The 25,672-nt window shown below is 72.5% G+C and carries 31 protein-coding genes; 24 read left to right on the top strand and 7 right to left on the bottom strand.

From position 1 onward, the window contains the following. Positions 1 to 54: 54 nt before the first annotated feature. Both BIU91_RS07180 and BIU91_RS07185 read left to right on the top strand, forming a co-directional pair. Positions 55 to 738 carry a TetR/AcrR family transcriptional regulator gene (locus tag BIU91_RS07180; protein ID WP_027467173.1) on the top strand — a complete coding sequence of 228 codons (684 nt, stop codon included), beginning with the start codon at positions 55 to 57 and terminating at the stop codon, positions 736 to 738. Between the two features lie 91 nt (positions 739 to 829). Then, entirely contained in the window at positions 830 to 1,024 is a 195-nt protein-coding gene (locus BIU91_RS07185; RefSeq protein WP_027467172.1) for a DUF2795 domain-containing protein, read from the top strand. Positions 1,025 to 1,127: 103 nt separating this feature from the next. On the opposite strand, the gene BIU91_RS07190 is transcribed toward BIU91_RS07185, so the two are convergent. From BIU91_RS07190 to BIU91_RS07200, 3 genes are all read right to left on the bottom strand, one after another. Beyond that, entirely contained in the window at positions 1,128 to 2,645 is a 1,518-nt protein-coding gene (locus BIU91_RS07190) for a threonine/serine exporter family protein (RefSeq protein ID WP_071404833.1), read from the bottom strand. A 58-nt stretch (positions 2,646 to 2,703) separates the two neighbouring features. Then, positions 2,704 to 2,958, bottom strand: coding sequence for a hypothetical protein (locus BIU91_RS07195; protein ID WP_084740799.1), 255 nt, complete (start codon positions 2,956 to 2,958; stop codon positions 2,704 to 2,706). A 113-nt stretch (positions 2,959 to 3,071) separates the two neighbouring features. Next, a complete protein-coding gene (locus BIU91_RS07200; protein ID WP_027467170.1) occupies positions 3,072 to 3,512 on the bottom strand; it encodes an OsmC family peroxiredoxin in 441 nt (146 codons plus the stop codon). Between the two features lie 123 nt (positions 3,513 to 3,635). Between BIU91_RS07200 and BIU91_RS07205 the strand changes: the two genes are divergently transcribed. Together BIU91_RS07205 and BIU91_RS07210 are read left to right on the top strand one after the other, a co-directional pair. Continuing rightward, on the top strand, positions 3,636 to 4,250 hold the full coding sequence (locus BIU91_RS07205; RefSeq protein WP_071404835.1) for a DUF805 domain-containing protein: 615 nt from the start codon (positions 3,636 to 3,638) through the stop codon (positions 4,248 to 4,250). Positions 4,251 to 4,272: 22 nt separating this feature from the next. After that, complete coding sequence (locus BIU91_RS07210; RefSeq protein WP_071404836.1) at positions 4,273 to 5,316, top strand: NAD(P)-dependent alcohol dehydrogenase; 1,044 nt, start codon at positions 4,273 to 4,275, stop codon at positions 5,314 to 5,316. A gap of 143 nt (positions 5,317 to 5,459) precedes the next feature. Here BIU91_RS07210 and BIU91_RS07215 read toward each other — a convergent pair whose 3' ends face one another. Then, positions 5,460 to 7,265: a gamma-glutamyltransferase gene (locus BIU91_RS07215; protein ID WP_216099656.1), complete on the bottom strand. Its 1,806-nt coding sequence runs from the start codon at positions 7,263 to 7,265 to the stop codon at positions 5,460 to 5,462. Between the two features lie 234 nt (positions 7,266 to 7,499). Between BIU91_RS07215 and BIU91_RS19450 the strand changes: the two genes are divergently transcribed. The 12 genes from BIU91_RS19450 (at position 7,500) to BIU91_RS07275 (ending at position 17,845) form a co-directional block, all read left to right on the top strand. After that, a complete protein-coding gene (locus tag BIU91_RS19450; RefSeq protein ID WP_071404838.1) occupies positions 7,500 to 8,696 on the top strand; it encodes a peptidoglycan DD-metalloendopeptidase family protein in 1,197 nt (398 codons plus the stop codon). A 161-nt stretch (positions 8,697 to 8,857) separates the two neighbouring features. Continuing rightward, positions 8,858 to 9,661, top strand: coding sequence for a sulfite exporter TauE/SafE family protein (locus BIU91_RS07225; protein WP_071404839.1), 804 nt, complete (start codon positions 8,858 to 8,860; stop codon positions 9,659 to 9,661). Further along, a complete protein-coding gene (locus BIU91_RS07230; protein WP_071404840.1) occupies positions 9,658 to 10,293 on the top strand; it encodes a DNA alkylation repair protein in 636 nt (211 codons plus the stop codon). The genes BIU91_RS07225 and BIU91_RS07230 overlap by 4 nt, the downstream gene beginning before the upstream one ends. Before the next feature lie 82 nt (positions 10,294 to 10,375). Then, positions 10,376 to 11,896 (top strand): MFS transporter, encoded by a 1,521-nt coding sequence (locus tag BIU91_RS07235; protein WP_071404975.1) that lies wholly within the window; start codon positions 10,376 to 10,378, stop codon positions 11,894 to 11,896. Next, the gene (locus BIU91_RS07240; RefSeq protein WP_051597141.1) at positions 11,886 to 12,473 is read left to right on the top strand and encodes a TetR/AcrR family transcriptional regulator; all 588 of its coding nucleotides are present in this window, start codon (positions 11,886 to 11,888) and stop codon (positions 12,471 to 12,473) included. Before BIU91_RS07235 ends, BIU91_RS07240 begins: the two co-directional genes overlap by 11 nt. A gap of 98 nt (positions 12,474 to 12,571) precedes the next feature. Continuing rightward, positions 12,572 to 13,480 carry an aminoglycoside phosphotransferase family protein gene (locus BIU91_RS07245; RefSeq protein ID WP_071404841.1) on the top strand — a complete coding sequence of 303 codons (909 nt, stop codon included), beginning with the start codon at positions 12,572 to 12,574 and terminating at the stop codon, positions 13,478 to 13,480. A gap of 145 nt (positions 13,481 to 13,625) precedes the next feature. Further along, on the top strand, positions 13,626 to 14,819 hold the full coding sequence (locus tag BIU91_RS07250; RefSeq protein ID WP_071404842.1) for a zinc-dependent alcohol dehydrogenase: 1,194 nt from the start codon (positions 13,626 to 13,628) through the stop codon (positions 14,817 to 14,819). Then, positions 14,819 to 15,874, top strand: coding sequence for an NAD-dependent epimerase/dehydratase family protein (locus BIU91_RS07255; protein ID WP_071404843.1), 1,056 nt, complete (start codon positions 14,819 to 14,821; stop codon positions 15,872 to 15,874). Before BIU91_RS07250 ends, BIU91_RS07255 begins: the two co-directional genes overlap by 1 nt. Positions 15,875 to 16,097: 223 nt before the next feature. Then, positions 16,098 to 16,454, top strand: a complete 357-nt coding sequence (locus BIU91_RS07260; protein WP_071404844.1) for an SHOCT domain-containing protein — start codon at positions 16,098 to 16,100, stop codon at positions 16,452 to 16,454. Beyond that, positions 16,451 to 16,705, top strand: a complete 255-nt coding sequence (locus tag BIU91_RS07265; protein WP_071404845.1) for a hypothetical protein — start codon at positions 16,451 to 16,453, stop codon at positions 16,703 to 16,705. Before BIU91_RS07260 ends, BIU91_RS07265 begins: the two co-directional genes overlap by 4 nt. A gap of 9 nt (positions 16,706 to 16,714) precedes the next feature. Continuing rightward, positions 16,715 to 17,146, top strand: coding sequence for a DUF6314 family protein (locus BIU91_RS07270; RefSeq protein ID WP_071404846.1), 432 nt, complete (start codon positions 16,715 to 16,717; stop codon positions 17,144 to 17,146). A 33-nt stretch (positions 17,147 to 17,179) separates the two neighbouring features. Further along, positions 17,180 to 17,845, top strand: a complete 666-nt coding sequence (locus tag BIU91_RS07275) for a pentapeptide repeat-containing protein (RefSeq protein WP_071404847.1) — start codon at positions 17,180 to 17,182, stop codon at positions 17,843 to 17,845. Between the two features lie 60 nt (positions 17,846 to 17,905). Here BIU91_RS07275 and BIU91_RS07280 read toward each other — a convergent pair whose 3' ends face one another. Beyond that, entirely contained in the window at positions 17,906 to 18,907 is a 1,002-nt protein-coding gene (locus tag BIU91_RS07280) for an NAD(P)/FAD-dependent oxidoreductase (protein ID WP_071404848.1), read from the bottom strand. A gap of 58 nt (positions 18,908 to 18,965) precedes the next feature. Between BIU91_RS07280 and BIU91_RS07285 the strand changes: the two genes are divergently transcribed. Then, positions 18,966 to 19,583 carry a helix-turn-helix domain-containing protein gene (locus tag BIU91_RS07285; protein ID WP_071404849.1) on the top strand — a complete coding sequence of 206 codons (618 nt, stop codon included), beginning with the start codon at positions 18,966 to 18,968 and terminating at the stop codon, positions 19,581 to 19,583. A gap of 9 nt (positions 19,584 to 19,592) precedes the next feature. Here the strand turns inward: BIU91_RS07285 and BIU91_RS18850 are convergent, their stop codons facing one another. Together BIU91_RS18850 and BIU91_RS07295 are read right to left on the bottom strand one after the other, a co-directional pair. Beyond that, the gene (locus BIU91_RS18850) at positions 19,593 to 20,237 is read right to left on the bottom strand and encodes a hypothetical protein (RefSeq protein WP_071404850.1); all 645 of its coding nucleotides are present in this window, start codon (positions 20,235 to 20,237) and stop codon (positions 19,593 to 19,595) included. 111 nt (positions 20,238 to 20,348) lie between these two features. After that, positions 20,349 to 21,104, bottom strand: a complete 756-nt coding sequence (locus tag BIU91_RS07295) for a glycosyltransferase family 2 protein (protein WP_071404851.1) — start codon at positions 21,102 to 21,104, stop codon at positions 20,349 to 20,351. Positions 21,105 to 21,250: 146 nt separating this feature from the next. Here BIU91_RS07295 and BIU91_RS07300 point away from each other — a divergent pair, with 146 nt between their 5' ends. The 7 genes from BIU91_RS07300 to BIU91_RS07330 all read left to right on the top strand — a co-directional run bounded on the left by BIU91_RS07300 (position 21,251) and on the right by BIU91_RS07330 (position 25,651). After that, positions 21,251 to 22,090, top strand: a complete 840-nt coding sequence (locus BIU91_RS07300; protein WP_071404852.1) for a hypothetical protein — start codon at positions 21,251 to 21,253, stop codon at positions 22,088 to 22,090. Continuing rightward, the gene (locus BIU91_RS07305; RefSeq protein ID WP_071404853.1) at positions 22,087 to 22,530 is read left to right on the top strand and encodes a phage holin family protein; all 444 of its coding nucleotides are present in this window, start codon (positions 22,087 to 22,089) and stop codon (positions 22,528 to 22,530) included. Before BIU91_RS07300 ends, BIU91_RS07305 begins: the two co-directional genes overlap by 4 nt. Continuing rightward, the gene (locus BIU91_RS07310) at positions 22,527 to 23,099 is read left to right on the top strand and encodes a DUF3618 domain-containing protein (protein WP_071404854.1); all 573 of its coding nucleotides are present in this window, start codon (positions 22,527 to 22,529) and stop codon (positions 23,097 to 23,099) included. Before BIU91_RS07305 ends, BIU91_RS07310 begins: the two co-directional genes overlap by 4 nt. 79 nt (positions 23,100 to 23,178) lie before the next feature. Next, positions 23,179 to 23,604 carry a MarR family transcriptional regulator gene (locus BIU91_RS07315; RefSeq protein ID WP_071245883.1) on the top strand — a complete coding sequence of 142 codons (426 nt, stop codon included), beginning with the start codon at positions 23,179 to 23,181 and terminating at the stop codon, positions 23,602 to 23,604. A gap of 58 nt (positions 23,605 to 23,662) precedes the next feature. After that, positions 23,663 to 24,304 carry an MBL fold metallo-hydrolase gene (locus BIU91_RS07320; protein ID WP_071404855.1) on the top strand — a complete coding sequence of 214 codons (642 nt, stop codon included), beginning with the start codon at positions 23,663 to 23,665 and terminating at the stop codon, positions 24,302 to 24,304. Positions 24,305 to 24,358: 54 nt separating this feature from the next. Continuing rightward, on the top strand, positions 24,359 to 25,048 hold the full coding sequence (locus BIU91_RS07325) for an HAD family hydrolase (RefSeq protein ID WP_071404856.1): 690 nt from the start codon (positions 24,359 to 24,361) through the stop codon (positions 25,046 to 25,048). Positions 25,049 to 25,168: 120 nt separating this feature from the next. Further along, complete coding sequence (locus BIU91_RS07330; protein ID WP_084740806.1) at positions 25,169 to 25,651, top strand: GNAT family N-acetyltransferase; 483 nt, start codon at positions 25,169 to 25,171, stop codon at positions 25,649 to 25,651. Positions 25,652 to 25,672: the final 21 nt, after the last annotated feature.

Consider the following 25,672-nt stretch of genomic DNA (forward strand, 5'->3'; position numbering starts at 1 on the left):
TACCCCGGATCCGGGGTGACACGGACAGGACGTCCGGGGACGACGGAGGGCACGATGCTCGAACACACCAGCGCCGACACGCAGGCCGCTGCGGCCGCGGCGGCCACGCTGCACCTGCGGATCACGATCGTGGGTGCCACCGTCGACCTGCTCCGGGACGTCCCCTTCCACGAAGCCCGGCCCGTGCAGGTCGCCGAGCGGATGGGCATCAGCGTCGCCGAGCTGGAGCAGCACTTCCCGTCGTGGGACGGCCTGGTCCTCGCCGCACTGGACCGCTGGAACGGTGCCCGGATGGACGAGGTCACGCACGAGGTCGGTGACGGCTCGACCGTGGACCTGCTCCGCGCCATCGTCGCCTCGAACGCCGAGGACCCGGCCCTGATGCGCCTGCTCGTCGCCCTGCTGTCCGTCGCGGGCAACCCTGCGCACCCGATGGCGACCTACCTGCGGTCGCGGTACCAGCTCTTCTTCGCGCAGATCAAGCGCGGCCTGGAGCACGACGTCGCGATCGGCCGTGCCCCGCACACGATGGACCCGCGCCGCGGTGCCGAGCAGCTCATCGCCCTGTACGAGGGGCTGCAGCTGCAGGCCCTGCTGCGCGCCGAGCTCGACCTGGTGGCGGCGTTCGACCGCGCGGTCGCCCGGCTCGAGCGCGGCTGGATGGAGCGGTACGAGCCGCAGGCCGCCCGCCGTCTGGCGATGTGGGACGACGACGACTCGGGCAGCTGGGAGATCTGACCGGCGGTTCGTCCGCGGAGCGCGTTCCTTGCGCCGTCGTGCAGCGCCCCGCGGGTACTCCGGGAGTCGCAACCTGACGGAAGGAACCGACATGGCAGCACCGAACCCCATCCAGGTCCAGAAGTACCTGAGCGGCATCGACTACCCGGCGTCCAAGGACGACGTGGTCTCGACGGCCGAGCAGGAGGGCGCCCCGGACGACGTCCTCGAGGCACTCCGCGCGATCCCGGACGGCGAGTACGACGCCCCGACCGCGGTGTCGAGCGCGGTGTCCGACGCCGGCTGAGCGCGGCGGACTCACTCGGTGAGCAGAAGAGGTCGGGTGCGTGCGTCGTACCCGACCTCTTCTGCTCACGAAGCGCCTGACGGAGCGGTGCCGGCCGCGCAGCTCACGAAGCGCCGTTCGAGCGCGACCCGCGCGGCACCGACCCGTCGCCGGGGTCGTAGCCGCTGTCACGGATGACGCGCAGCGCCGTGGTGTCGTTGTGGACCGAGTGCACGACGACCCGACGCGTCCGGCGCAGCGCTCGACGGGCACCGGGCGTCGCGAAGAGCCCGCCGAGCACCAGGCCCGCGCCGATCCCGAGTGCCACGGAGACAGCCGCCACGAAGTCGAGCGCGGCGCTCGACGACCCGGACATGAAGTTCAGCAGGGCGTTCGACACGGCGACACCGGGCAGCAGCGCCCCGCAGAACGCCGGCACCGCGATCGCCGCCACGGCCGTGCGCATCCGGACGGCCGCGTAGGTCGAGAGCACCCCGAGCAGCACCGCCGCCAGGAACGTCGCCCCGAGGAGCGGCAGCCCGGCCTGCCGCAGCGCCCACAGCGCGGCACCGGCGGCGACCGAGAACACCACGGCGACCGGGATCACCCGGGCGCTGGCCTGCTGCACGAAGCAGTTCGCGCCCGCCGACACCACGGTCAGTGACAGCGACGCCCAGAGCGGCAGGGTCTGCGTCACGATGCCGGACGGGTCGACCTCGATCCGCAGCCAGTGCGTCATCGCGATCCCGGCCGGCACCCCGACCACGATCGCCGCGATGACCAGCCCGATGTAGAACGCCCGGGCCACGGCCATCGCCCGGAACCCCGAGATGGCGTCCTGCGCCCAGGTCACTAGGGACGGGTGCGGCAGCAGGAGCACCACGAGCGCCGCCACCATCGTCGCGGCGCCGTTCGCGTTGAGCACGCCGGCCCAGATGGCCAGCGTGCCGATCGCCGACGCCACCGCGCCCTGCGCCCCGGACACGAAGAACTGCGGGTACCCCCGGTCGGTCAGCCAGCGCCCGGAGACGATGATCCCGAGCATCAGCACGAACGCCCCGAGTCCCGCACGCCACCCGCCGCCGGCCTGCACGGCGATCGAGATGCCGAGGATCGACAGGCCGACGTCGGACAGCCACATCGGCCACCGCGGCGGGAGTCGCAGGACGGCGACCAGGGCGCTCACCGCCGAGGTCATGTCGCGGTCGTCGTGGACCAGGTCGTCGACGATCTGGTTCGCCCGCGCGAGCTTGTCGAGGTCGGAGCCGTCCGACCGCACGGTACGGACCTTGACGAGCGGCGGGACGTCCGCCGGGGCGTACTGGATCGTCACCGAGCTGCCCGAGAAGTCGAGGTCGAGCGGCGCGAGGTTCCACTTCGTCGAGACGGCGACGACGGCCGTCTCGACGCTGCGGGTGTCGGCACCGGAGGCGAGCATGACCTCGGCCAGGTCGAGGCAGAAGTCGACGATCTGGGTCGCCGTGTACTGGTCGCGCCCCTTGGCGTCGGGCTCGACGTGCTCGTAGATCGTCCCGCGCAGGCGGGCTCGTGCGTCGCGCAGGTCGTGCTGCGCGAGGCTGCGGCGGCGTGGCCGGGGCGGGCGGCCCGGCTTGTGCGGGCCCGGGGGGTGCTGCTCGGCCATCACGCCATGGTGCCAGTCGACGGCGGCCGAGTCCGGACGTCCGCTGGACGCCTTCGGATCAGCCCCGGCGGCGCGTGCTCAGACGACCGAGGGCGAACGCCGCGACGACCGCGCCCACCAGCACGAGGACCGGTCCGGCGGTCAGCTGCCACGGTCGGCCATTGGCGACGAACGCGTAGTCGGACAGCGGGGCGAAGGCGACGAAGCCGAACGTGAACGTCGGAGCCGTCAGCACGAACACGATCCCGACGACGACGGCCAGCAGGCCGAGCCAGAGGGCGACGAGGGTCGGGGTGGCGAGGAAGCGGGGCACGGCACCCAGCGTAGGTGGACGACGGACGGGAGGCCCGTGGCGGGGGTCGCCACGGGCCTCCCGTCCGTCAGGTGGTGACGCTCCTACGTCCCGCGCCTACTGCGCTGCGTTCGCTACTGCTCGAAGGTCGCGTGCAGCGTGATCTCGACGCCGGTCAGTGCCTTGCTGACGGGGCAGGTCGCCTTGGCGTCCTCGGCGGCCTTGAGGAAGGCCGCCTCGTCGATGCCGGAGACCTCGCCGCTGACGGTCAGGACGATGCCGGTGAGGCGGAAGCCGCCGGCCGGGTCCGGGCCGAGCGAGACGTCGGCCTTGACGTCGAGGGCCTCGACCGTGCCGCCGGCCTCGCCGAGGACCGCGGAGAACTGCATGGCGTAGCAGGCCGAGTGTGCGGCGGCGATGAGCTCCTCGGGGCTCGTGGTGCCGCCGGCGTCCTCGGCGGTGCGCTTCGGGAACGAGACGTCGTACGTGCCGACCTTCGAGCTCGAGAGTTCGACCTGGCCGGAACCGTCCTCGAGGCCGCCGTTCCAGGCGGTGCGTGCGGTGCGAGTGGGCATGCCCGCTCCTTTCGTGTGGGGGAGCGGCCCCGAACGGGACCACCGCTCCTGAGTCAATCGGAGAACGAGCGTTCTCGCAACGGGCTCACGGCGAAGACGCAGGTCTGCCCTACGATCTGGCACATGGGGGACAGCGACATGAGAGGTTTCCGCGAGTCCGTGCTCGAGAAGGGTCCGGCCGACGTGACGAACCCGGTGGTCGCCTGGCTCCGGTTCTGGACGCAGGGGTGGCGGTTCCACGGGCGGGCGAGTCGCTCGGAGTTCTGGTGGGTGATCGCGCTCGAGCTCGCGCTGGTCGGGGTCGCGCTCTGGGTCGTCGGCGTGCACGGGACCGGAGGGCGGTGGGAGATGTACGTCGACCCGTTCGGGGTCGTCCCGTCACCGCGGGTCTCGTTCCACCTGATCGACCGTGGGCAGGGGGCGTGGTTCGGCTGGGGCAGCGGCGAGCGGGACGTCTGGCCGGACGCGTGGGACCTGGCGATCCTCGTCCCGACGATCCTGACCATCGTGCCCCGGTGGTCGCTGCTCGTGCGGCGACTGCACGACCGGGACCACAGCGGCCTGTGGATCCTGCTCCTCGTGTTCACGGGACCGCTCGGTGCGGTCGTGCTGGGTGTCATGGTGGCGCGGTCGTCGCGTCCTGGTGGGGCACGGTTCGACCGCGGACTGTTCGCGGGAGGGTGTGGTCCCGAGGCAACTGGGCGACACATGTCGGCCTCGACGACAGGTGTAGCGTGAAGGGCGATCAAAGGAGAACCCCATGCGCGCCGTCGTGTTCGAGCAGTACCAGACCTTCCCGTCCCTGACCGAGGTCCCGAAGCCCACACCCGGGCCCGGTGAGGTCCTGCTCAAGGTCGCCGGCGCCGGTGCCTGCCACTCGGACGTCGCCGTGTACCGCGAGTTCCAGCAGGGGCAGCCGGGAGCCCAGGCGCCCGCGTTCGTGCTCGGCCACGAGAACTCCGGCTGGGTCGAGGCCGTCGGTGACGGGGTCACCGGCTTCGCCGAGGGCGACGCCTACCTGGTCTACGGGCCGGTCGGCTGTGGGCACTGCTCGTACTGCTCGAAGGGGCAGGACACCTACTGCGAGAACGCCGCGACGAACCCGTACATGGGGATCGGCCTCGGGCGCGACGGCGGCATGGCGGAGTACGTGAGCGTCCCGGCGCGGAACCTCGTGCCGCTCGGCGACGCCGACCCGGTCGCCGCCGCACCGCTGAGCGACGCCGCGCTCACGCCGTACCACGCGATCAAGAACTCCCTGCCGAACCTGGCTGGTGGCGGTCGCTTCGCGCTCGTCGTCGGGCTCGGTGGCCTCGGGCAGATCGCCGTGCAGATCCTCACGGCGCTCACCGGTGCCACGGTCATCGCGACCGACATGAAGCAGGACGCGATGGACCGCGCCGCCGCCCGGGGCGCGATCACCGTCCCCGGCGGCCCGGACCAGGCCGAGCGCATCCGCGAGATCACCGGCGGACGCGGCGTCGACGCTGCCTTCGACTTCGTCGGTGCCACCCCCACGATCAAGGTCGCGCAGGCCTCGATGGCGGTCGGCGGGCGGTTCACCGTCGTCGGGATCGGCGGCGGCACCACCGAGTGGAACTTCTTCGCGACGCCGTACGAGTCGACGATCACGAACACCTACTGGGGCACCATCGAGGACCTGCACGAGGTCGTCGCGATGTACCGCGCCGGGCAGATCGTCCCCGACGTCGAGCGCTACGCGCTGTCCGACGCACTCGAGGCGTACCGGAAGCTCGAGGCCGGGGAGCTCTCGGGTCGCGCAGTGGTCGTCCCGACGCTCTGAACCGGGCGTGCCCGGTCGAATCGGGCGTACCTGGTGGAATCGGGCGTACCTGGTCGATTCGGGCGTACCTGGTCGGAAGTTCTGACCAGGTACGCCCGATTCCACTTTCCAGTGCGGGTGTTCTGGGAAGGAACGGGCGTCGGTCAGCGTCCCGCGGCGTAGCCCTGCGCGCCGCGGGGGTTCGCGGCGGCACCGAGGATCCCGGTGTCCGGGTCACGGGTGACGCACGACAGTCGGCCCAGGCTCCAGTCACCGCCGCGGGTCACGACGTGTCCGCGGGCCTCGAGCGCCGCGATGACCTCGTCCCCCAGGCGGTCCTCGACGACCAGTCCGGCGGGCTCCCACGTGCGCGGCCAGAACGACCCCGGGAACGACGTGGTGTGCAGCGCCGGTGCGTCGATGGCCTGCTGCGGGGAGTAGCCGCCGACGATCCAGCGCAGCAGGAACAGCAGCTGCCACTGGTCCTGCTGGTCACCGCCGGGGGAACCGAGCGCGGCGACCGGCTGCCCGTCGCGGAGCACCAGGGTCGGGGTCAGCGTCGTGCGGGGGCGCTCGCCGGGCCGCAGTGTCGAGGCCGTGCCCGGTTCGAGCCACGTCATCTGCAGGCGGGTGCCGAGGCAGAACCCGAGCTCGGGGATCGTCGGCGACGACTGCAGCCACCCGCCGGACGGGGTCGCGCTGACGATGTTGCCCCAGCGGTCCACGACGTCGATGTGGCACGTGTCGCCGCGAGTCTCGCCGTCGGGGGTGACGAACGGCTCGCCGCGGTCCTCGAGCGGAGCGGCGGGCGGGAGCTCGGTGTCGGCTTCGGCCGCGCGGGCGACCTGCACGGTCGGTTCGCCCACCCCGACCGAACCCGCGGAGTCGTACGAGGTCCGGACCGGCGGCAGCGCGTGCTCGACCCCGGCGATCGTGCCGGGTCGAAGCTCCGCCGAGGCCCGCTCGCCGATCAGTGCGCGACGCTCGTCGGCGTAGGCGTCGGAGAGCAGGACGTCCATCGGGACCTCGCCGTCGCCGTAGAACGCCTCGCGGTCGGCGAGGGCGAGCTTCTGCGCCTCGACGATCGTGTGCGCGCCGAGCTCGGTCGACGGGTCGAGCAGGGCGTCGTCGAGCGGTTCGAGCAGCCGCAGCGTCTGGAGGAGCGCCGGACCCTGGCCCCACGGTCCGGTCTTGGCGATCGTGCAGCCACGGAACTCGGCGGTCGTCGCGGGTTCGTACGACGCCCTGAACGCCGCCAGGTCGGACGCCCGGATGACCCCGGCGTGGTCGGTGCCCGACGCGTGCCGGTGCGGTTCGCGGACGAACCGGTCGATCGCCTCGGCGACGAACCCCTCCGCCCACTCGGACCGAGCCGCATCGATGCGGCCGGTCCGGCTGCCGGCACCGGCGCCGGCCTCGACCAGCCGGTCGAGCACTGCAGCGAGTGCCTCGTTGCGCACCAGGTCCCCGGGGACCGGCACCGCGCCTCCCGGCAGCCACTGCGAGGCGGAGGTGGGCCAGTGCTGCTCGAACAGGCCGCGCACGGCGGTGATCGTCCGGACCACCGCAGGTGCGACCGGGTGGCCGTCGCGGGCGTACCCGACCGCGGGGGCGAGGACGTCGGCCAGTTCCCACGTGCCGTGGTCGCGGAGCAGGAGCAGCCAGGCGTCGACCGCGCCGGGGACGGTCGCGGCCAGCGCGCCGGAGCCGGGGACCAGGTCGAGGCCCTCGGCGCGGTAGTGCTCCGGGGTCGCGCCCTCGGGCGCGGGACCCTGACCGACCAGCACCGTCGGCACGGGGTTGGCCGCCGTCGCAAAGACCGCCGTCAGGTCGCCCCCGGGGCCGTTCAGGTGGGGCTCCACGACCTGCAGGACGAAGGCCCCGGCCACGGCCGCGTCGAACGCGTTGCCGCCGCGCTCGAGCACCGACTGGGCGGTCGCCGTCGCGATCCAGTGCGTCGACGCCGCCATCCCGAACGTGCCCCGCAGGTCCGGACGGGTGGTCTGCGCAGCGGGCGGGACGAAGGCGGGGTTCGGCGTCGACATGGTCCCATCCTGTCCCGCGGCGATCGGCTCCGTGCTGTACACCCCCCGTCCAAGGGGTTGTGCACCCCGCGCAGAAAAGCGAACATCGTTCGGCGACTCGTGCAGGGCGAGCGCCGAACGACCGCGCGCTCGCACGGTCGGTTCCAGGGCAGGGGATCCATGACCACCACTCCGTCGACCGTCGCACGTGCGCGCCGACTCCCACGCATCGCCGGCGCCGTGACGGCACTGGCCCTGGCGGCGGGGGCGCTCGTGGCGACAGCCGAACCGGCAGCGGCCTCTGCGGTCTGGGTCGGGTCGGCCCCGGCCGGCACCAAGATCCTGCCCGGCGACCAGGTCACGTCGCCGAACGGCCAGTTCAAGCTCATCATGCAGGGCGACGGCAACCTGGTCGAGTACGGCATCGGCAACCGTGTGCTGTGGGCGTCGAACACCGCCGGCAACTCCGGCGCGATCGCCGTGGTCGGCAAGAACCGCGCCCTCGACATCACCAAGAACGGCAAGCGTGTGGCCCGTTGGGCCTCGGCCGGCACCGTGAACTCGACCGCACTGAAGGTGCGAGCCGACGGCACGATGGCGCTGCTCGCCGGCAACACCGTCGTCGTGAGCTGGAACGGCTACCAGGACCGGGTCCCGTCGGGGAACACCATCCTGGGCGGCACCGTGCTGCGATCCGACACCTCGAACACGCGCATCCTCAACATGCGCACCGACGGCAACCTGGTGCAGAAGGTCAGCGGTCGGGTCGTCTGGCAGTCGCGCACCGGCGGACACCCGGGCGCCTGGGCGGAGCTGCAGGCCAAGGGCAACTTCGTCATCTGGACCCGTGACGCCTCGCGCAAGAAGGTCGCGCTCTGGAGCTCGCGCACCAGCACCGCCGGGTCCGGCAACCTGCTCGTCCAGGTCGACGGCAACGTCGTGCTCTACGGCGCGAAGGACACCCGGGTCTGGTCGAGCCGACCGGTCACCGGCCTGGCCTGGCCCGTCAACGGCACGAAGATCACCGGCCGGTACGGCGACGACCGCGGCGCCGGGCACGTCCCGCGCTACCACCAGGGCACCGACGCCCCGGTGCCGGTGGGGACGGCCGTGTACGGCTCCGGGACCGGGACGGTCACCAAGACCATCGCGAACGACGCGGCCTACGGCAACTACATCGTCGTCACGTACGGCATGACGGCGGTGCTGACGGCGCACCTCAGCAAGATCGAGGTGAAGCAGGGGCAGATCGTGAAGCTCGGCACCGAGATCGCGAAGTCCGGCAACACCGGGCAGTCGACGGGGCCGCACGTGCACGTCGAGACGCGGCGGAACGGCACCCTCGTCGACCCGCTGAAGAACATGCACTTCCGCTGAGGCAGGGCGGGGTCGCGGGGCGGTTCGTCGTTCGCTTCGTGAGCAGAAATGGTCGGGTCGCCTTCGGGCACCCGACCATTTCTGCACTCCAAGTGCGGGCCACCTCGCACGCACCTCGCACGGTGCGAGAGCTCGCCCGCGGCGCGGATAGCCTGGGCGGGATGAGGAAGCGCGGCGGAACGGTGCTCGTGTTGGTGGCGATCGGGGTCCTGACGGGCGTCCTTTCCGGGCTGTTCGGCGTCGGCGGTGGGGTCATCGTGGTGCCGGCGCTCATGGCCTTCGCGCAGATGGACCAGCGTCGGGCCTCGGCGACCTCGCTCGTGGCGATCGCCCCCGCAGCCGTCGTCGGTGCGGTCACCTACGCCGTGCAGGGCGAGGTGCACTGGCTCGCGGCCCTGACCCTGGCGGTCGGCAGCGTCATCGGCGCCCCGATCGGTGCCCGGCTCCTCCGTGCCCTGCCCCTCCGCGCGCTGCCGTGGATCTTCGTCGGGTTCATCGCCGTCGTGCTCGTGTCGCTGTTCACGACGGTGCCGACCCGCGGTGGCGAGGTGCGCTTCGGGATCGTCGAGGCGATCGTCCTGCTGCTGCTCGGGCTGCTGTCGGGGGTGCTGTCCGGGCTCGTCGGCGTCGGAGGCGGGGTCGTCATCGTGCCGGGGCTCGAGGTCGTGCTCGGTGCCGGCGACCTGCTGGCGAAGGGCACGTCGCTGCTCACGATGGTGCCGACGTCGGTGTCCGGGACGGTCGCGAACCTCCGGCGCCGTGCGGTCGACCTGCGGGTCGGGCTGACGGTCGGCATCACCGCCGCCGTGTGCTCGCCGGGTGGTGCCGTGCTGGCGCGCCTGGTGGATCCGCAGGTGGGCACCTGGCTGTTCGCGGCGTTCCTGGTGGTCGTCGCGGTCATCGTGCTCAGCCGCAGTCGTCGGAGGGCACCACAGAACGACGCGAGCGAGGGGGAGGTCGCGTGACGGGCCTCCAGGCGGGGCGCGACGCGGAGGCCGTGCTGGCGGCGTTCGCCCGCACCACCGGTGACGTCGCCGCGGCCCGCAGGGTCGCGCGGCAGTTCCACGACCTCGACGAGGGGGAGCGCTCGGCGCTGCTCTGGAGCGAGGACGACGGCGCGAAGCTCGTCGCCGTCCTGCTGCTCGTGCAGGCGATGCGGGCGCACCCGGATCCGAAACTCACCGACGAGTACCTGTCGGCGGCGAAGGCCGAACGGTTCGAGGACCCGGTGCTCGTCGACCTGGCGGCCGAGGAACTCGTCGGCGCACCGATGCTGGGCGCTTCGACCGGCCCGCTGTTCGCGCTGGCGAAGTCCGACGTGGCGATGGTCCGGCGGATCGCGGCCGTGGCGACCCTGGCGTTCGTGAAGCAGGGCGACGCCGAGGTGCCCCTCGGGATCGCCGGTCGCCTGGTGCGGGAGCGCAGCGAGACGGTGCAGTCGGCGCTCGGGTTGGTCCTGCGCGAGACGGGGAAGCGGGCGTCCGAGGCGGCGCTCGTGGCGTTCCTCGAGCAGAGTGGCCGGTTCCTCAGCCCGGCGGCTCGCCGGACGGCGACCGAGCACCTGCCGCCGGGGGAGCGTGACCGGCTGCGGGGCTGACCGAGCGGCGCTGTGCTGTGCTGTGCTGTGAACCGACTGTGCAGTCTGCCCAACCGACCAAATGGTCGGTTACGGTCGACCGATGACCACGACCAGCACCACCCCGACCCACCGCGCCTCCGTCCGTGAGTGGGCGTCCCTCGGCGTCCTCACCCTGGCCGTGGTGCTCCTGGCGATCGACGGCACCGTGCTGGCCCTGGCGGTGCCGTCCCTGACCGCCGACCTCGACCCGACCGCGACCCAGGTGCTCTGGATCGGCGACGTCTACTCGTTCGCACTCGCCGGGTTGCTCGTCACGATGGGCAACGTCGCCGATCGGATCGGTCGGAAGCGCCTGCTGCTCCTCGGCTCCGTCGCGTTCGCACTGGCATCGGCCGCTGCGGCCTTCGCCTCGAGCCCGGAGCTGCTCATCGCCGCACGGGCACTCCTCGGCGTCGCCGGCGCCACCCTGATGCCCTCGACGCTGTCGCTGGTGCGCACGATCTTCCGCGACCCGCGGCAGCGCACCACCGCCATCGCGGTGTGGTCCGCGGGCGCGACCGGTGGTGCCGCGGCCGGACCACTCGTCGGCGGGGCGCTGCTGGAACACTTCTGGTGGGGATCGGTGTTCCTCATCAACATCCCCGTCATCGCGGTGATCGTCGTCGCCGGGGCGTTCCTGCTGCCGGAGTCCCGCGGCGGCGCCCGGACCCCGATCGACCTGCTCTCCGCGATGCTCTCGGTGCTCGCGATCGTGCCGCTGGTCTACGCCGTGAAGCACGTCGCCGGGCACGGGTTCGACTGGACGGTGCCGGCGACCGCGTTGCTCGGGCTCGCGTCGGGCTGGTGGTTCGTCCGGCGGCAGAAACGCCTGACCACGCCGCTCATCGACCTGCAGCTGTTCCGGATCCCGGCGTTCTCCGGTGCGGTGGTCGCGAACTCGCTGTCCGTCTTCGCGCTGAGCGGTCTGCTGTTCTTCTTCTCGCAGTACCTGCAGCTGGTGCGCGGGTTCACCCCGCTGCTCGCCGGAGCCGCGGAGCTGCCGGCCACCCTGGCGTCCATCGCGGTCATCGCCGTGATCGGCCTGCTCTCCCGTCGCGTCGGCCCCGGTCGCTCCATCGGCCTCGGGCTGGCGGTCGCCGCGGTCGGCATGGCCGGACTCGCCTTCGCCGAGGGGCTGCCGACGTACTGGGGGATCGCCATCGCGCTCGCCGTGGTCGGCCTCGGCGTCGGGGTGTCGATGACGCTGGCGACGGACGCGGTCGTCGCCGCGGCTCCGCGGGAGCGTGCGGGCGCCGCCTCGGCGATCTCGGAGACCGGGTACGAGCTCGGCGTCGCGCTCGGCATCGCGGTGCTCGGGTCGCTGCAGACCGCGTTCTACCGGTCGAACCTCGACCTCACGGGCGACAGCCTGGGTGCGGGGGTCGCGGACCGGGTCCGGGAGTCGCTGGCGTCGGCGAGCCAGGTACTGCAACCGGGGTCGCCGGTGCTCGAGCACGCCCGCGAAGCGTTCACCGGTGGCATGCAACTCGCCTCCGTCTGCGCCGCGGTGCTGCTCGCGGTCGCCGCCGTGGTCGCGCTCCGGGTCATCCCGAACCGGCAGGATGGACCGCATGACCACTGACCGCAGCACGGGCCCCGGCACCGGCACCGACGGCTCCCGCGACCGCGAGCGCACGCGGCAGGCCGTGCTCGAGTCCGCACGCCGATTGCTCGCCGAGCGCGGTACGCGGGTGAGCGTCGCCGAGATCGCGACCGAAGCCGGCGTCTCGAAGAGCGGGCTGCTGCACCACTTCCCGTCGAAGGACGAACTCCTGCTCGCGGTCGTCGAGCACGGGTTGGCCGCGTTCACGGACGAGGTCATGCAGCACGTGGACCTCGCCGAGAACCGACCGGGCAAGGTCCTGCGCGCCTACGTCCGGACGCTCTGCGGCGGCAGCGAGCAGGCGATGGACCTGTTCGCACCGTCGTCGCACTGGCCCGGTCTGATGGCCGTCCCGGGGATCGCCGCGGCCGTCGCCGCCGACGCCGAGCACTGGCGGACGCTGTTCGCACGCGACGGCCTGCCCGAGGACCGCGCACTGGTGGTCCGGCACGCGGCCGAGGGCCTCGCGGCCGCGGTCGGCATGCCGCCCTACCTGGACGAGCGGGAGCTCGCGGTCGCGCGCGACGCCTTGCTCGCCCTGGCAGAACCCGCCTGAGGCGACGGCCGGGAGGTCCGGTGCGGGTCCGCCCCGCTGCTGGGCCCGGCGCGCACCGGCCCCACCGCCGTGCCGGGTCCGACGCCTAGGCTGCGGGCATGCACACCGAGGTGCCCCGGATCGACGCCGGACTCGTCGAACGACTCGTCGCGGAGCAGTTCCCCGACTGGGCCGACCTGCCCGTGCGCCAGGTCGACCACCAGGGCTGGGACAACCGCACCTACCGGCTCGGGGACGCCCTGTCGGTGCGACTGCCGAGCGCAGCCGGCTACGTGCCCGCAATCGAGAAGGAACAGGACGTCCTGCCGTACCTCGCCCGACGGCTGGACGTCGCCGTCCCGGAGCCCGTGGCGCTCGGGGAACCGAGCCAGGGGTACCCGTTCCCGTGGTCGGTGCGGCGGTGGCTCGACGGGGTGCCGGCCGTGCAGGTCGACGACCTCGACCACGAGCGCTTCGCGGCCGAGGTCGGTGCCGTGCTCCGGCAGCTCCGGAGCGTCCCGGCGACTGGCGGCCCCACCGCCGGCGCGCACTCGTTCCACCGCGGGGAGCACCCGTCCGTGTACGACGCCGAGGTGCGGGCGGCGCTCGACACGCTCGGCGGCGGCGGCAGCAGCAGCGGCAGGACCGGCGGTACCGTCGTCGACCGCGGCGCGTGCGAAGCGGTCTGGGCCGAGGCCCTCGCCAGCCGCTGGGACGGGCCGGCCGTCTGGTTCCACGGAGACGTCGCCCCGGGCAACCTGCTCGTCGACGACACCGGGCGGCTGTGCGCGGTGATCGACTTCGGCACGTGCGGCGTGGGCGACCCGGCGTGCGACCTCGTGCTCGCGTGGACGATGCTGGACGGCCCGGCGCGACGGGTGTTCCGGCAGGCGGTCGACCTGGACGACAACACATGGGCGCGCGCCCGGGGCTGGGCGCTGTGGAAGGCGCTCATCATGCTCGCCGGCAGTGCCGGACCGGGTGGTCGCGACGAACACGAGCGGGTCCTCGCAGCCGTCCTCGACTGAGGTCGCGACCACCGCTGCCCACCCGCGCCGACGTCCGCGAGGGGGACGCGGGGCTGGGAGCGTCCACGGGGCGGGCGCGTACCGAGGAGGCGAACGCGAGTCGTGCCTCCAGGCAGGCTCGAAGCGACCACGAGAGGAACGCAACGTGCGCGCACTGACCTACCAGGGCACCGAGAAGGTGTCCGTCGAGACCGTCCCCGACCCGACCATCCAGGAGCCGACCGACGCGATCGTGCGGATCACCTCCACGGCGATCTGCGGCTCCGACCTGCACCTGTACCGCGTGCTCGGCCCGTACATCGACCGCGGCGACGTCCTCGGCCACGAGCCGATGGGCATCGTGGAAGAGGTCGGATCCGGCGTCACGAACCTGAAGGTCGGCGACCGCGTCGTCATCCCCTTCAACATCTCCTGCGGCCACTGCTGGATGTGCCAGCACGGCCTGCAGTCGCAGTGCGAGACCACCCAGGTGACCGAGTACGGCACCGGTGCCTCGCTGTTCGGCTACACGAAGATGTACGGCCAGGTCCCGGGTGGCCAGGCCGAGTACCTGCGCGTGCCGCACGCCGACTACGGCCCCATCGTCGTGCCGGACGACGGCACCCCCGACGACCGCTGGCTGTTCCTGAGCGACATCCTGCCGACCGCGTGGCAGGCGGTGCAGTACGCCCAGGTGCCCGAGGGTGGCACGCTCGCCGTGCTCGGCCTCGGCCCGGTCGGCCAGTTCGCCGCCCGCATCGGCAAGCACCTCGGCTACCGCGTGCTCGCCGTCGACCCCGAGCAGGTCCGCCGTGACCTCGGGGCGAAGCACGGTGCCGAGGTGTTCGACCTGACGAAGGACCTGGTGCCCGAGCTCGTCGACCTGACCGACGGCCGTGGCCCCGACGGGGTCGTCGACGCCGTCGGCATGGAGGCCCACGGCAACCCGATGGCGGGCTTCGCCCAGCGCGCCGCCGGCCTGCTGCCCGACAAGCTCGCGCAGAAGGCGATCGAGACCGCGGGTGTCGACCGCCTGGCGGCCGTGCACGCGGCGATCGACCTGGTCCGTCGCGGCGGCACCGTCTCGCTGAGCGGTGTCTACGGCGGCATGGCCGACCCGATGCCGATGATGACGCTGTTCGACAAGCAGATCACCATCCGCGAGGGCCAGTGCAACGTGAAGCGCTGGATCGACGACATCATGCCGCTCGTCTCCGACCCGTCGGACCCGCTCGGCACGCTCGACCTGACCACCCACCGCGTCTCGCTCGAGGACGCCCCGCACATGTACGAGGTCTTCCAGAAGAAGCAGGACGACTGCGTCAAGGTCGTGCTCGACCCCGCGATGGCCGCGGCCTGATGCGCATCGTCGTCGTCGGCGCGACCGGCAACGTGGGGACGGCGGTGCTCCGTCGGCTCGCGGCCGTGCGCGCCGACGGCGACGGTGAGGCCGGCCGTGACGGCGTCCAGATCGTCGGTGTCGCCCGGCGCCTGCCGGACCTGCGCGCGGAGCCGTATGCTGCTGCCGTCTGGCACGCCGTGGACGTCGGTGCCGCGGACGCCGTGGACCAGCTCACGGCCGTGTTCCAGGGCGCCGATGCCGTCATCCACCTGGCGTGGGCCCTCCAGCCGACACACGACATCCCCGCGCAGCTCCGCACGAACGTGACCGGGACGGCGAACGTCCTGGCGGCGGTCGCGCGGGCGGAGGTGCCCCAGGTCGTCGTCGCGTCGTCGGTCGGCGCCTACCGCGGAGTGGACGTCGACGGCAAGCACACCCCGGTGGACGAGAGCTGGCCGACGGACGGCATCCCGACGGCGACGTACTCGATCCACAAGGCCGCGAACGAAGCGGCGATGGACGCGTTCGAGGCCGACCACCCTTCCGTGACCGTCACCCGGCTCCGCCCGGGGCTGATCTTCCAGCGGGACGCCGCCGCCGAGATCCGCGGGCTGTTCCTCGGACACCTCGTGCCGATGTCGATCGTGCGGTGGATCCGCTGGCTCGTGCTGCCGCTGCCGTACCCGTTCGTGTTCCAGGCCGTGCACGCCGACGACGTCGCCGACGCCTACTGGCGCGCGGTCGACCGACGGGCAGCGGGGGCGTTCAACATCGCCGCGTCGCCCGTGCTCAACCCGCCGCGACTGGCTCGGGCCTTCGGCATGCTCGGTGCCGTCCGGATCCCGCTGCGGCTGCTGCGCGGGATCGTGACGGTGACGTGGCGGCTGCGGTTGCAGCCGACGGACGCCGGGTGGATCGACATCGCGGCCGGCGTGCCGATCATGCGGACCGACCGTGCCCGGTCCGTGCTCGGATGGGAGGCCCGACACACCTCCGAAGAAGCGTTGCGTGCACTCGTGGCCGGCTTCGCGGACGGTGCGAACGTTCCGGGGTCGGGGCCGCTGCGCGGCTGAGCGGGCTGGGGGTGGCCGGGGGTCGGTGGGAGTTGCGCTGGCTGGGGTTCGCGCTGCCTGGTCGAATCGGGCGTACCGGGTGATTTCGGGCGTACCGGGTCGGAACTTCTGACCAGGTACGCCCGTTTCCACATTCCATCGCGGGCGTTCTGGGAAGGAACGCCCGCTCGTGTTCCCCGTCTCGCGCTACGCTTCGCTCGTCGTTGTGAGAAGGGGGAGCGCGATGGTGCTCAGTTGGTCCGCGTTCAGTGAGCTCGAGGGTCCGGGGGAGTCGGGGATGCCCGACCTGTTCGACGGCTGGTTCGGCATCGCGTTCGGGGTCGTCGCCGCGTTGGCGATCCTCACGACCCTGACGATCGTCATCCTGGCGCTCTACCGCGGCAAGCGGATGGCCGACCGTGGTCAGAACCCGCTCACCATGCAGGAGGACATCGCGTACCAGGCGATGCAGAGCCGCACGTTCGCACCGGACAAGCCACTCGAACAGCGGCTCGCCGAACTCGACGACCTGCACGCCCGCGGCGTGATCTCCGACGAGGAGCACCGCAGCGCCCGAGCCGAAGCGCTGCGCGGACGATGATCGCCTCCGAAGAAGTGCAGAACCCCCTGATCCCGCCGGTCTACGACCTCGTCTGGACCCTGCTGATGGCGCTCATCGTCATCGCGGTCATCGTCGCCGTGTGCATCGCGGTCGTCCGCAGCCGGCGCCCGCACGGTGCCCGTCGGAGCTCGCCGGAGCAGCGGCTCCTCGAACTCGACGAGCTGCACGCCCGCGGGGTCATCACCGACGACGAGCGCCGAGCCGCGCGGGCCGAGGCCCTGCGCGGTTAGCCTGGTCGGGTGCTGCTGCCGACGGACCTGCTCGGGGTGTGGGACCTGCACCGCACCGTGCACGACCACCGCGCCGGTGCCACGGGGACCGTCACCGGGACGACCACCCTGACCCGGGTCGGTGACGACGAGGTGCGCTGGGACGAGTCGGGCGTGATGACCTTCGACGGTCGGACGACGCCCGTGTCCCGGACCCTCGTCCTGCGGCGGACGAGTACCGGCGTGGCGCACCGCGCCGCCGGCGGCTGGACCGTGCACTTCTCCGACGGTCGGGTGTTCCACGACTGGGTCTGGGGCACGAGCGTCGCCCACGCCTGCACCCCGGACGACTACACGGGGGCCTTCGACGGCGACGAAGACCGCTGGACGGTGCGGTGGGAAGCGCGCGGCCCGGCGAAGGACTACCGGCTGGACAGCGTCCTCACCCGACCCCGGTCGTGACCCGGGGTCGGCGGTCACCGCCAGACTGGGGGCATGGCACGCTCCTCCGGCACCGACGCCCCGCGCATCACCCTGACCGAACCGACGAACCTCGAGGACTGGGTGCCAGCACCCGGTGACGTCCTGACGGGTGACCGCATCGAGGGCAAGCGCATCGACGTCCTCGACCTGGCCGGCGAGCGACTGCCCGACCTGGAGATCGAGGAGTGCGTCATCGACACGTTCCGGGGCGACGACGCGGACTTCCGTGGGCTCCGGGTCCGTGACTCGATCATCGACTCGCTCGACGCCCCGATCCTGCGGGCGTCGAGCAGCACGTGGCGCGAGGTCCGGGTCTCCGGCGGGCGCGTCGGCTCGGCGGAGCTGTACGACTCCGGGCTGAACGGCGTCGAGTTCGTCGGCATGAAGTTCGGGTTCGTGAACCTGCGCGGCTCGACTATCACCGACGTGGTGTTCCGTGACTGCGTCATCGACGAGCTCGACATCGCCGACGCGAAGCTGCTGCGGGTGTCGTTCGACGGCAGCAGCATCCGCGCCGCCGAGGGGTCGAACACCCGCATCGACCACGTGGACCTGCGCGGAGCGGACCTCGATCGGGTCGAGCGGCTCGAGGGGTTCCGCGGGGCCACGATCGGCGCCGACCAGCTGTACACGCTCGCGCCGCTGCTGGCCGCGCAGGCGGGCTACCGCGTCGACTGACCCACGGCGAGTTTCGCGCTCACCGACACTCCACGCCCGCCCGGCCCCGCGAACTGTCGCTCAGCGCGAAACATCGGCCGCACCGACGCCCGCACCCGGGCCCACCCCGGCCAGCGCCGCCGCCAGGTCGGCCTGCACCAGGTCGCCGTGCACTGCCGCGCCCGTCTGGGTGCCAGCCGCCGCCGACGCGATGACCGTCGCCATCGGGGACGTCACGTTGCCGGCCGCGTAGACCCCGCGCACGGCGGTCTGCCCGGCGGCGTCCACGGTCAGCGCCGTCGCGAACCGGTGGTCGCCCATGAACTGGTCGGTGGCGTCGAGGCCGAGCCCGGACAGGAACCCCACCCGCGCCTCGGGCCGGCTCGCCGTGGCCAGGGCATCGAGCTCGACGAACGACCCGTCGGCGAGCCGGACCCCGGTCAGCCGGTCACCCTCGGAGACCACGGCGGCGACGGGGCCCTGAACCACCGAGACGCCGCGAGCGGCCAAACCGGCCAGAGTGGTGTCGTCCATCAGGGCCGGCTCGGTCAGGAACGCGGTCACCCGATCGCTCAGCGCCCGGAACATGAGCGCGTGGTGTGCGCCGTTCGGCGTCGTGACGAGGACCCCGATCCGCTGGTCGCGGATCTCCCACCCGTGGCAGAACGGGCAGTGCACGACACCGCGCCCCCACTGCTCGGCCAGGCCCGGGACCTCCGGCAGGACGTCCACGGCGCCGGAGGCGACGACCATCCTGCGCGCCGCGACGACCACGCCGGAGTCCAGCGTGACCGAGAAGCCGACCGGGTCGTGACCGCCACCGGTCGTGGCGGACGTGGCCACGATCCTCCCGGCCGTGACCTGGACGCCGTAGGCGGCGACCTCGTCGCGACCGATGCGGACCAGCTCGGCGGGCGCGACGCCCTCGTGGCCGAGGTAGTTGTGCGCGCCGGCCGCCGGGGCGTTGCGGTGCTCGCCGGAGTCGACGACGAGCACCGAGCGCCGCGAACGGCCGAGGATGAGGGCGGCGGAGAGGCCGGCGGCCGAGCCGCCGATGACGATGACGTCGAAGTGTTCAGGCATGCGCTGATCATGCGGCGGATCGAGCGAGAACAGCAACGAAGTTTGCCGCTGTGGCAAAATGCCCGCCATGGGACACGGCAACCAGGACACGACCGCCCCGCGCACGACGGCCGAGGTCGTCGACGGGGTCGGCCCCCGCCTGCGCGCGCTGCGTGCCCACCGCGACGTCACGCTCGCCGCGCTGTCCGAGCAGACGGGGGTCTCGGTGAGCACCCTGTCGCGGCTCGAGTCCGGCCAGCGGAAGCCCACGCTGGAACTGCTGCTGCCCCTCGCGCGGGCGTACCAGGTGCCCCTCGACGACCTGGTCGGCGCACCGCAGACCGGTGACCCGCGCGTGCACATGAAGCCCGAGGTGCACGGCGGCCGCGTCGTCGTCCCGCTGACGAAGCGAACCGGCGGGGTGCGCTCGTTCAAGCAGCTGTTCCCGCCGAACACCCCGGGTGGGGAACCGTCGCTCAAGACGCACGAGGGCTACGAGTGGCTCTACGTCTTGTCCGGACGGCTCCGGCTGGTGCTGGGGGAGCACGACCTCGACCTGGGTCCCGGTGAGGTCGCCGAGTTCGACACCCACACCCCGCACTGGATGGGCAACGTGACCGACTCCGTCACCGAGGTGCTGTGCCTGTACGGGCCGCAGGGTGAGCGGGCGCACGTGCGGTCTCGACCCGCCCGGTGACCCGCTGCCTCAACCCGTGAAGACGTTCGCCACGACGTCGTCGAGCAGATCGGTCGTCTCGATGTTCGACTGCTGGATGTGGATGCCGAGGTCATCCCGCGTGAAGTACGTGTCGCCGTCCGTGACCGGGTACTGCGAGTTCTTCGAGACCTTCTGGCACAGGGACCCGTCGGACTCGTCACCGCAGTCGTAGCCCTTCGCGCTGAGCTGCTCGAGCGCGTCGCGGGCTGCGCTCGGGTCGACGGTGTCGACCGCGATGGACAGGTACGAGATGTCGGCCTGCGGCTCCCGCCACACGCAGTACAGGCGCTTGCCGTCGCCCTGCAGCGCCGGGGTGAACGAGCTCTTCGGGATCGCGATCGGGTCGCCGACGACCGACGGGTCGTTGAGCGGTGCCGATGCGAACGCCTTGTCCCACTTGCCAGGGGTGATCAGGTCGGTGCAGCTGGCCGGGACGGTGACGGTCTCGTCGCTGGGGGCCCCGGTGTCGGTGGGGCTCGGAGCGGTCGTGGTGTCGGTCGGGCTCGGCGCCGTCGTCGGGTCGGCTGCGGTGGTCACGGTGTCGCTCGCCGGTCCGGCCGGTCCGGCCTGTGCGCAGCCGGTCAGGGCGAGGCCCGCCGCCAGCAGGGCAGCGAGCGTGATCGTGTGGCGCATGGTTCCCCTTCGTCCGGTCGCGTCAGGTCGTGACCGTCGCTCACGAACGTACCGACCGAGGGCCGCGGTGGCTGAGACCGTCACCGATTCGTTGTCCCCCGACCCCGTCGGTCAGCGGCTGCGCCACCACCGCCGCGACCGCGACTGCGATCGCAGCCGTCGCGCCCACCGGCGCACCGGGTTCGCCCGCCGGCCGTTCACGCGGAACGTGTGGAAGGCGCGTCGCGTCCGCACCCAGACGGACGGGAGGCCCGCCAACGGTCGCGCGGACACCTGCACGGTGAGCACGGGGTCGGCCACCACCCGCCAGGCCGGGTCGAGCTGCATGCTCAGGTCGACGTCGTCGTGCACCTCGGCGTCGTCGCGGTGCGCTCGCCCACCGACCGCGGCCCAGGTCGACCGGCGCATCGCCATGGCGGACCCGAACAGCGGCGGACGCCCGAGCGCGCTCCACATCAGGACGAAGTACGGGCCCATGTACACGGCGTTCCACAGTCGGCGCACCACGGCGCCACCGTTCCGCGGCCGGCCCGGACCGGTGACCGCGACGACCTCGGGGTCGGCGAGCAGCCGGACCGCGTCGGCGATCCACGTCGGCGGTGGGACGGAGTCGGCGTCGAGCCGCACGACGACGTCGCCGGACGCCCGGTCGTAGCCGCGCGCCGAGGCCCGGGCGATCCCGCGCACCGGCTCCGTGAGCACGACCGCACCGGCGTCCCGGGCGACCGCCGCGCTGTCGTCGGAGCTGCCGTTGTCGACCACGACGACCTCGTCGGCCGGCCGGGTCTGGGCCGCGAGGGCGGCGAGGCACCGGCGCAGGTGCACGGCGTCGTCCCGCACGGGGATCACGACCGAGACACGGGGCATCCGTCGATCCAACCGGCTTCCACCTGTGCGGATTGCCGGACCGCGTTTCCCGGTGATCCTGGGACCGGACCAAGAGGGCACGGCGCAAGTTCGTTGCGAAACGCCCCCGGTGCACGCCGGGGACGACGACAACCGGAAGGCCGACCATGACCACGAACCCACCCGGGAACGACTCCGGGACGCCCATCCACGACCGCACCGCAGCCTCCGAGGGCCACGAGGTCGCCCCCGGCGTGACCGTGCCGTCGTACGCCAGCGGTACCCCCGCTGCGCGACCCACCGACCCCGGTGCGCCGCAGACCTACGACCCGTACGGCGACAGCGCCGCCGAGGTGCCGTTCGACGCACCCCTCGACGCCGTCCCGGCCGACGAGCAGCTCCCCGCCGTCCCGTCCGCGGCATCGGCCGGCAGCATTGGTGGCTCCGGCAGCACCGGCAGCGCCAGCGGCTCCGGCAGTGACTCGGGCAGCGGCTCCGGCAAGGCCGACGCGGCCAAGGGTGCCGCGCAGGACGTCGCCGGCGACGCCAAGGAGCAGGCCGCGAACGTCGCGGGCACCGCCAAGGAGCAGGCGTCGAAGGTCGCCTCCGAGGCGACCGACCACGCCAAGCAGCTCTACGGCCAGGCGTCCGAGAACCTCAAGCAGCAGGCCGGCGAGCAGCAGCAGCGCGCTGCCGGCGGACTCCGCTCCCTCGGCGAGCAGCTCGGTCGCATGGCCGAGAACGACGACGAGCAGGGCGTCGCCTCGAAGGTCGTCCGCGACCTGTCGGGCCGCGCGACCTCGGCCGCCGGGTTCCTCGAGAACCGCGACCCGGGCTCGCTGCTCGACGAGGTGAAGACCTTCGCCGCGAAGCGCCCCGGCACCTTCATCGCGATCGCCGCCGGTGCTGGCCTGCTCGCCGGACGCCTGACCAAGGCGCTCGCGACCGAGGTCAAGCACGAGAAGGAGGCCGGCGACGGCACCACCGGATCGGGGAGTGGCGTATGAGCCAGTTCGTCCCCGGCGCGACACCCCTGGGCGAACCGACGCCCGAGGAGCGCGCTGCGACCACACCGCTCGGTGAGCTGCTGTCCGACGTGTCGCGTGACCTCTCCAGCCTGTTCCGGCAGGAGGTCGCCCTCGCGAAGGCCGAGCTGACCGACTCCGCGAAGAAGGCCGGCAAGGCGGGCGGGATGTTCGGCGGCGCCGGACTCACCGCCGTGTTCGCCCTGCTGTTCCTGTCGATCGCCGCGTGGTGGGGCCTCGGCTACCTGATCGGCAACGCCTGGTCCGCCCTGATCATCGCGGTCGTCTACGCGATCGTCGCCGCGATCCTGGCCGTCCGCGGGCGTAAGGAGATCAAGGAGATCAAGGGCGCCCCGCAGACGGTCGAGACCGCCAAGGAAGTCCCCGAGACACTCAAGCCCAACACCGGGAGGAAGCCATGAGCACCCCAGACGAGATCCGCGCCGACATCGAGCGCACCCGCGGCGAACTCGGCTCCGACGTCGACGCCCTCGCCGACAAGGTCAGCCCGTCGTCCATCGCCCACCGCCAGAGCGAGAAGGTGAAGGGCCGGTTCCAGGACGCCCGTGAGTCCGTGATGGGCGCGGCCCAGTCGGCCCGCTCGAGCGCCTCCGGTTCCGCCTCGGGCGCGACCGGCCAGGCGAAGGACGTCGCGCAGAAGGGCGTCGAGAAGGCGAAGGGCAACCCGCTGGCCGTCGGCCTCATCGCGTTCGGTGCCGGTTGGCTCGTGTCGTCGCTCCTGCCGACCACCGAGAAGGAAGAAGAGCTCGCCGGTGAGCTGAAGGACAAGGCTGCACCGCTCGTCGACGAGGTGAAGGAGCAGGCGAAGGACGTCGGCTCGCAGCTCGGCGACGTGGCGAAGGAGCACGCGCAGGACCTCAAGGGGACCGCGCAGGACGCCGCGCAGACGGTCAAGGGCGAGGCGCAGGGGGCCGCGTCCGACGTCAAGGACAACGCGCAGGGTGCGGCGGACGACGTCCGCAGCAGCTGAGCAGAACCCCGTGACGGACAGGAGGCGCGGTGCCAGCTGGCACCGCGCCTCCTGTCCGTGAAGCGGTAGCGTTCCGGGCATGGACCCGATCGACGAGCTCGCTGCGGAGCTCCGACAGTCCATCGGCCGGGTCGTGCGTGCCGCACGACGCGAGGCGGACGCGCTGCCGGCCACGCACACCACCACCCTCGGGTTCCTGCACCGCGAGGGCCCGATGACGATCGCGGAACTCGCGCGCCGCCGCGGGGTGAAGCACCAGGGGCAGTCCCGCACGGTCGGCGAACTGGCCGAGCTCGGGTACGTCGACCGGACGGCGTCGGACACCGACCGCCGAGCGTCGGTCATCCGGATCACGGACGCCGGCCGGGCCGCACTGCAGCGCGACATGGACGCCCGCACGGACTGGCTGGCCGACGCGATCCGCGAGGAGACCGACGCCGAGGAGCGTGCGCTGCTCCGCCGTCTGCCCGAGCTGTTCGAGCGGGTCGCGCGCCGGGCTGACTGAACGACTCCTCACCTTCTGGGCGATCGCAGAAGTACAACACGGCTGTACAGTTGTGCGCATGGAGTTGACGAAGTACAACCACGCCACCGTCGTCCTCGAGCAGGACGGCGTCACCCTCGTCATCGACCCCGGGGTGTTCACGCCCGAGGCCGTCGACCTCGTCCGCGGCGCCGCGGGCGTCCTCGTCACGCACGACCACCCCGACCACTTCGACATCGACGCCCTGCGCGCGGGGCTCGCCGCGAACCCGGACCTCGTCGTCCGCGGTCCGGAGACCGTCGTCGAGCAGCTCGGCGAACACCACGGCCGGGTCGCAGCGGTGCGCGCCGGCGACACGATCACCGTCGGACCGTTCTCCGTCCGGGTCTTCGGCGAGCAGCACGCGGTCATCCACCCCGACATCCCGTCCACCGCGAACGTCGGCTACCTGGTGGACGACGCGGTGTTCCACCCGGGCGACGCGTACCTCGAGCCCGGTGTCCCGGTGCCGACCCTGCTGCTGCCGACGAGCGGGCCGTGGACGAACACCGCCCAGGCCGTCGACTACGTGCGCGCCGTGGCGCCGGAGCGGGCCGTGCAGATCCACGAGGCGATGCTGAGCGAGCTCGGCCAGCAGTCCGCCGCGCGGTTCCTCGGGCCGGACGGTCTCGGACCGGTGCCCGTCCTGATCCTGCCGGCGGGGGAGACGATCACCGTCTGACGGACGCGGGCGGCCCCTGGGAGGCGATCCGGGCCTCCCGAGCAGCATGGTGGGATGGCCGACGCACCCACGACAGCAGTCCTCTTCGACATCGACGGCACCCTCGCCGACTCGAACTACGCGCACATCGACGCGTGGTGGCGGGCGTTCCTGGCGGCGGGGGAGTCCGTCGACGCCTGGCGGATCCACCGCGCGATCGGGATGGACTCGGCGAAGCTGCTCGAGACGCTGCTGCCGGACGCGTCCCAGGAGACCCGCGACACCGCGAAGCAGTTCCACACCGCCTACTACGCCGAGCAGATGCCGCGGCTCCGGCTGCTGCCGGGTGCACGCGAACTCCTGCAGGCCGTCGCCGAGGCCGGGCACGCCGTGGTCCTGGCGACCAGCGCGCCCGAGCACGAACTCGCCCGCCTGCGCGACCTGCTCGACGCGGGCGAGTGGGTCACCGCCGAGACCAGCTCCGAGGACGTCGAGCAGGCGAAGCCGGACCCCGGCATCATCCGGGTCGCGCTCGACAAGGCCGGGGTCTCCGCCGACGATGCCGTGATGGTCGGGGATGCCATGTGGGACGTCGAGTCCGCCGGCAAGGTGGGGGTACCGTGCGTCGGCGTGATGACCGGCGGCATCGGCGGCGACGAGCTCCGCGGTGCCGGGGCGGCAGAGGTGTACGACGACGCGGCGGCCGTGCTCGCGGCGTTCCGCGCCGGCGAGGGCCCGATCGCGGCACTCGGCCAGCGCGACTGACGGGCGGTGCCGGTCGCGCCCGACGGGCGGTGCCGGTCGCGCCTGACGGGCGTCGCCGGTCGCGCCCGACGGGCGCCTCGGTTTCCGCGTCGTCGGTCGCCCGTGCCAGGATCGACGTTCGTGATCACGATCGAACGCGTGTCCTGGGACGACCCCCGCAGCGTGGTGCTCCGCGCCCGCATGGACGACGAGATGCACGAGCGCTACGGGTCGGCGAACGCCGGCGAGGACCCGGCGGTCACCGCCGAGCGGAGTCGTGCGCTGAGCGTCGACCCGTCGACCGTCGTCACCTCGATCCTGGCTCTCGACGAGTCCGGCGAACCGGTCGGGCACATCGCCGTCCGACGTCTGGGCGACGAGGTCGAACTGAAGCGTCTCATCGTGCTGGCCTCCGCGCGTGGCAAGGGTGCGGCCACCGCGCTGCTCGACGAGTGCGAGCGCGTCGGCCGTGAACTCGGCGCCCCGCGGCTCATCCTGCAGACCGGCGACAAGCAGCCCGACGCCGTGGCGCTCTACCGCAAGACCGGCTGGGACCAGATCGACGTCTACGAGCCCTACGTCGCGACGATGCCGTGGTCGTTCTGCTTCGAGAAGGCCGTGTAGCCCGGCCCCGTCCTGTATTGC

Origin of the sequence: Curtobacterium sp. MMLR14_002 (assembly GCF_001864975.1) — a bacterium.
In the GTDB taxonomy this organism is placed as follows: domain Bacteria; phylum Actinomycetota; class Actinomycetes; order Actinomycetales; family Microbacteriaceae; genus Curtobacterium; species Curtobacterium flaccumfaciens.

Bases quoted from the DNA above. Each gene is read 5' to 3' on its own strand.
- BIU91_RS07180 (WP_027467173.1), top strand. From the start codon at position 55: ATGCTCGAACACACCAGCGCCGACACGCAGGCCGCTGCGGCCGCGGCG.
- BIU91_RS07185 (WP_027467172.1), top strand. From the start codon at position 830: ATGGCAGCACCGAACCCCATCCAGGTCCAGAAGTACCTGAGCGGCATC.
- BIU91_RS07190 (WP_071404833.1), bottom strand. From the start codon at position 2,645: ATGGCCGAGCAGCACCCCCCGGGCCCGCACAAGCCGGGCCGCCCGCCC.
- BIU91_RS07200 (WP_027467170.1), bottom strand. From the start codon at position 3,512: ATGCCCACTCGCACCGCACGCACCGCCTGGAACGGCGGCCTCGAGGAC.
- BIU91_RS07205 (WP_071404835.1), top strand. From the start codon at position 3,636: ATGGGGGACAGCGACATGAGAGGTTTCCGCGAGTCCGTGCTCGAGAAG.
- BIU91_RS07210 (WP_071404836.1), top strand. From the start codon at position 4,273: ATGCGCGCCGTCGTGTTCGAGCAGTACCAGACCTTCCCGTCCCTGACC.
- BIU91_RS07215 (WP_216099656.1), bottom strand. From the start codon at position 7,265: ATGGCGGCGTCGACGCACTGGATCGCGACGGCGACCGCCCAGTCGGTG.
- BIU91_RS19450 (WP_071404838.1), top strand. From the start codon at position 7,500: ATGACCACCACTCCGTCGACCGTCGCACGTGCGCGCCGACTCCCACGC.
- BIU91_RS07225 (WP_071404839.1), top strand. From the start codon at position 8,858: ATGAGGAAGCGCGGCGGAACGGTGCTCGTGTTGGTGGCGATCGGGGTC.
- BIU91_RS07235 (WP_071404975.1), top strand. From the start codon at position 10,376: ATGACCACGACCAGCACCACCCCGACCCACCGCGCCTCCGTCCGTGAG.
- BIU91_RS07240 (WP_051597141.1), top strand. From the start codon at position 11,886: ATGACCACTGACCGCAGCACGGGCCCCGGCACCGGCACCGACGGCTCC.
- BIU91_RS07245 (WP_071404841.1), top strand. From the start codon at position 12,572: ATGCACACCGAGGTGCCCCGGATCGACGCCGGACTCGTCGAACGACTC.
- BIU91_RS07255 (WP_071404843.1), top strand. From the start codon at position 14,819: ATGCGCATCGTCGTCGTCGGCGCGACCGGCAACGTGGGGACGGCGGTG.
- BIU91_RS07260 (WP_071404844.1), top strand. From the start codon at position 16,098: ATGGTGCTCAGTTGGTCCGCGTTCAGTGAGCTCGAGGGTCCGGGGGAG.
- BIU91_RS07265 (WP_071404845.1), top strand. From the start codon at position 16,451: ATGATCGCCTCCGAAGAAGTGCAGAACCCCCTGATCCCGCCGGTCTAC.
- BIU91_RS07275 (WP_071404847.1), top strand. From the start codon at position 17,180: ATGGCACGCTCCTCCGGCACCGACGCCCCGCGCATCACCCTGACCGAA.
- BIU91_RS07280 (WP_071404848.1), bottom strand. From the start codon at position 18,907: ATGCCTGAACACTTCGACGTCATCGTCATCGGCGGCTCGGCCGCCGGC.
- BIU91_RS07285 (WP_071404849.1), top strand. From the start codon at position 18,966: ATGCCCGCCATGGGACACGGCAACCAGGACACGACCGCCCCGCGCACG.
- BIU91_RS18850 (WP_071404850.1), bottom strand. From the start codon at position 20,237: ATGCGCCACACGATCACGCTCGCTGCCCTGCTGGCGGCGGGCCTCGCC.
- BIU91_RS07295 (WP_071404851.1), bottom strand. From the start codon at position 21,104: ATGCCCCGTGTCTCGGTCGTGATCCCCGTGCGGGACGACGCCGTGCAC.
- BIU91_RS07300 (WP_071404852.1), top strand. From the start codon at position 21,251: ATGACCACGAACCCACCCGGGAACGACTCCGGGACGCCCATCCACGAC.
- BIU91_RS07305 (WP_071404853.1), top strand. From the start codon at position 22,087: ATGAGCCAGTTCGTCCCCGGCGCGACACCCCTGGGCGAACCGACGCCC.
- BIU91_RS07310 (WP_071404854.1), top strand. From the start codon at position 22,527: ATGAGCACCCCAGACGAGATCCGCGCCGACATCGAGCGCACCCGCGGC.
- BIU91_RS07315 (WP_071245883.1), top strand. From the start codon at position 23,179: ATGGACCCGATCGACGAGCTCGCTGCGGAGCTCCGACAGTCCATCGGC.
- BIU91_RS07320 (WP_071404855.1), top strand. From the start codon at position 23,663: ATGGAGTTGACGAAGTACAACCACGCCACCGTCGTCCTCGAGCAGGAC.
- BIU91_RS07325 (WP_071404856.1), top strand. From the start codon at position 24,359: ATGGCCGACGCACCCACGACAGCAGTCCTCTTCGACATCGACGGCACC.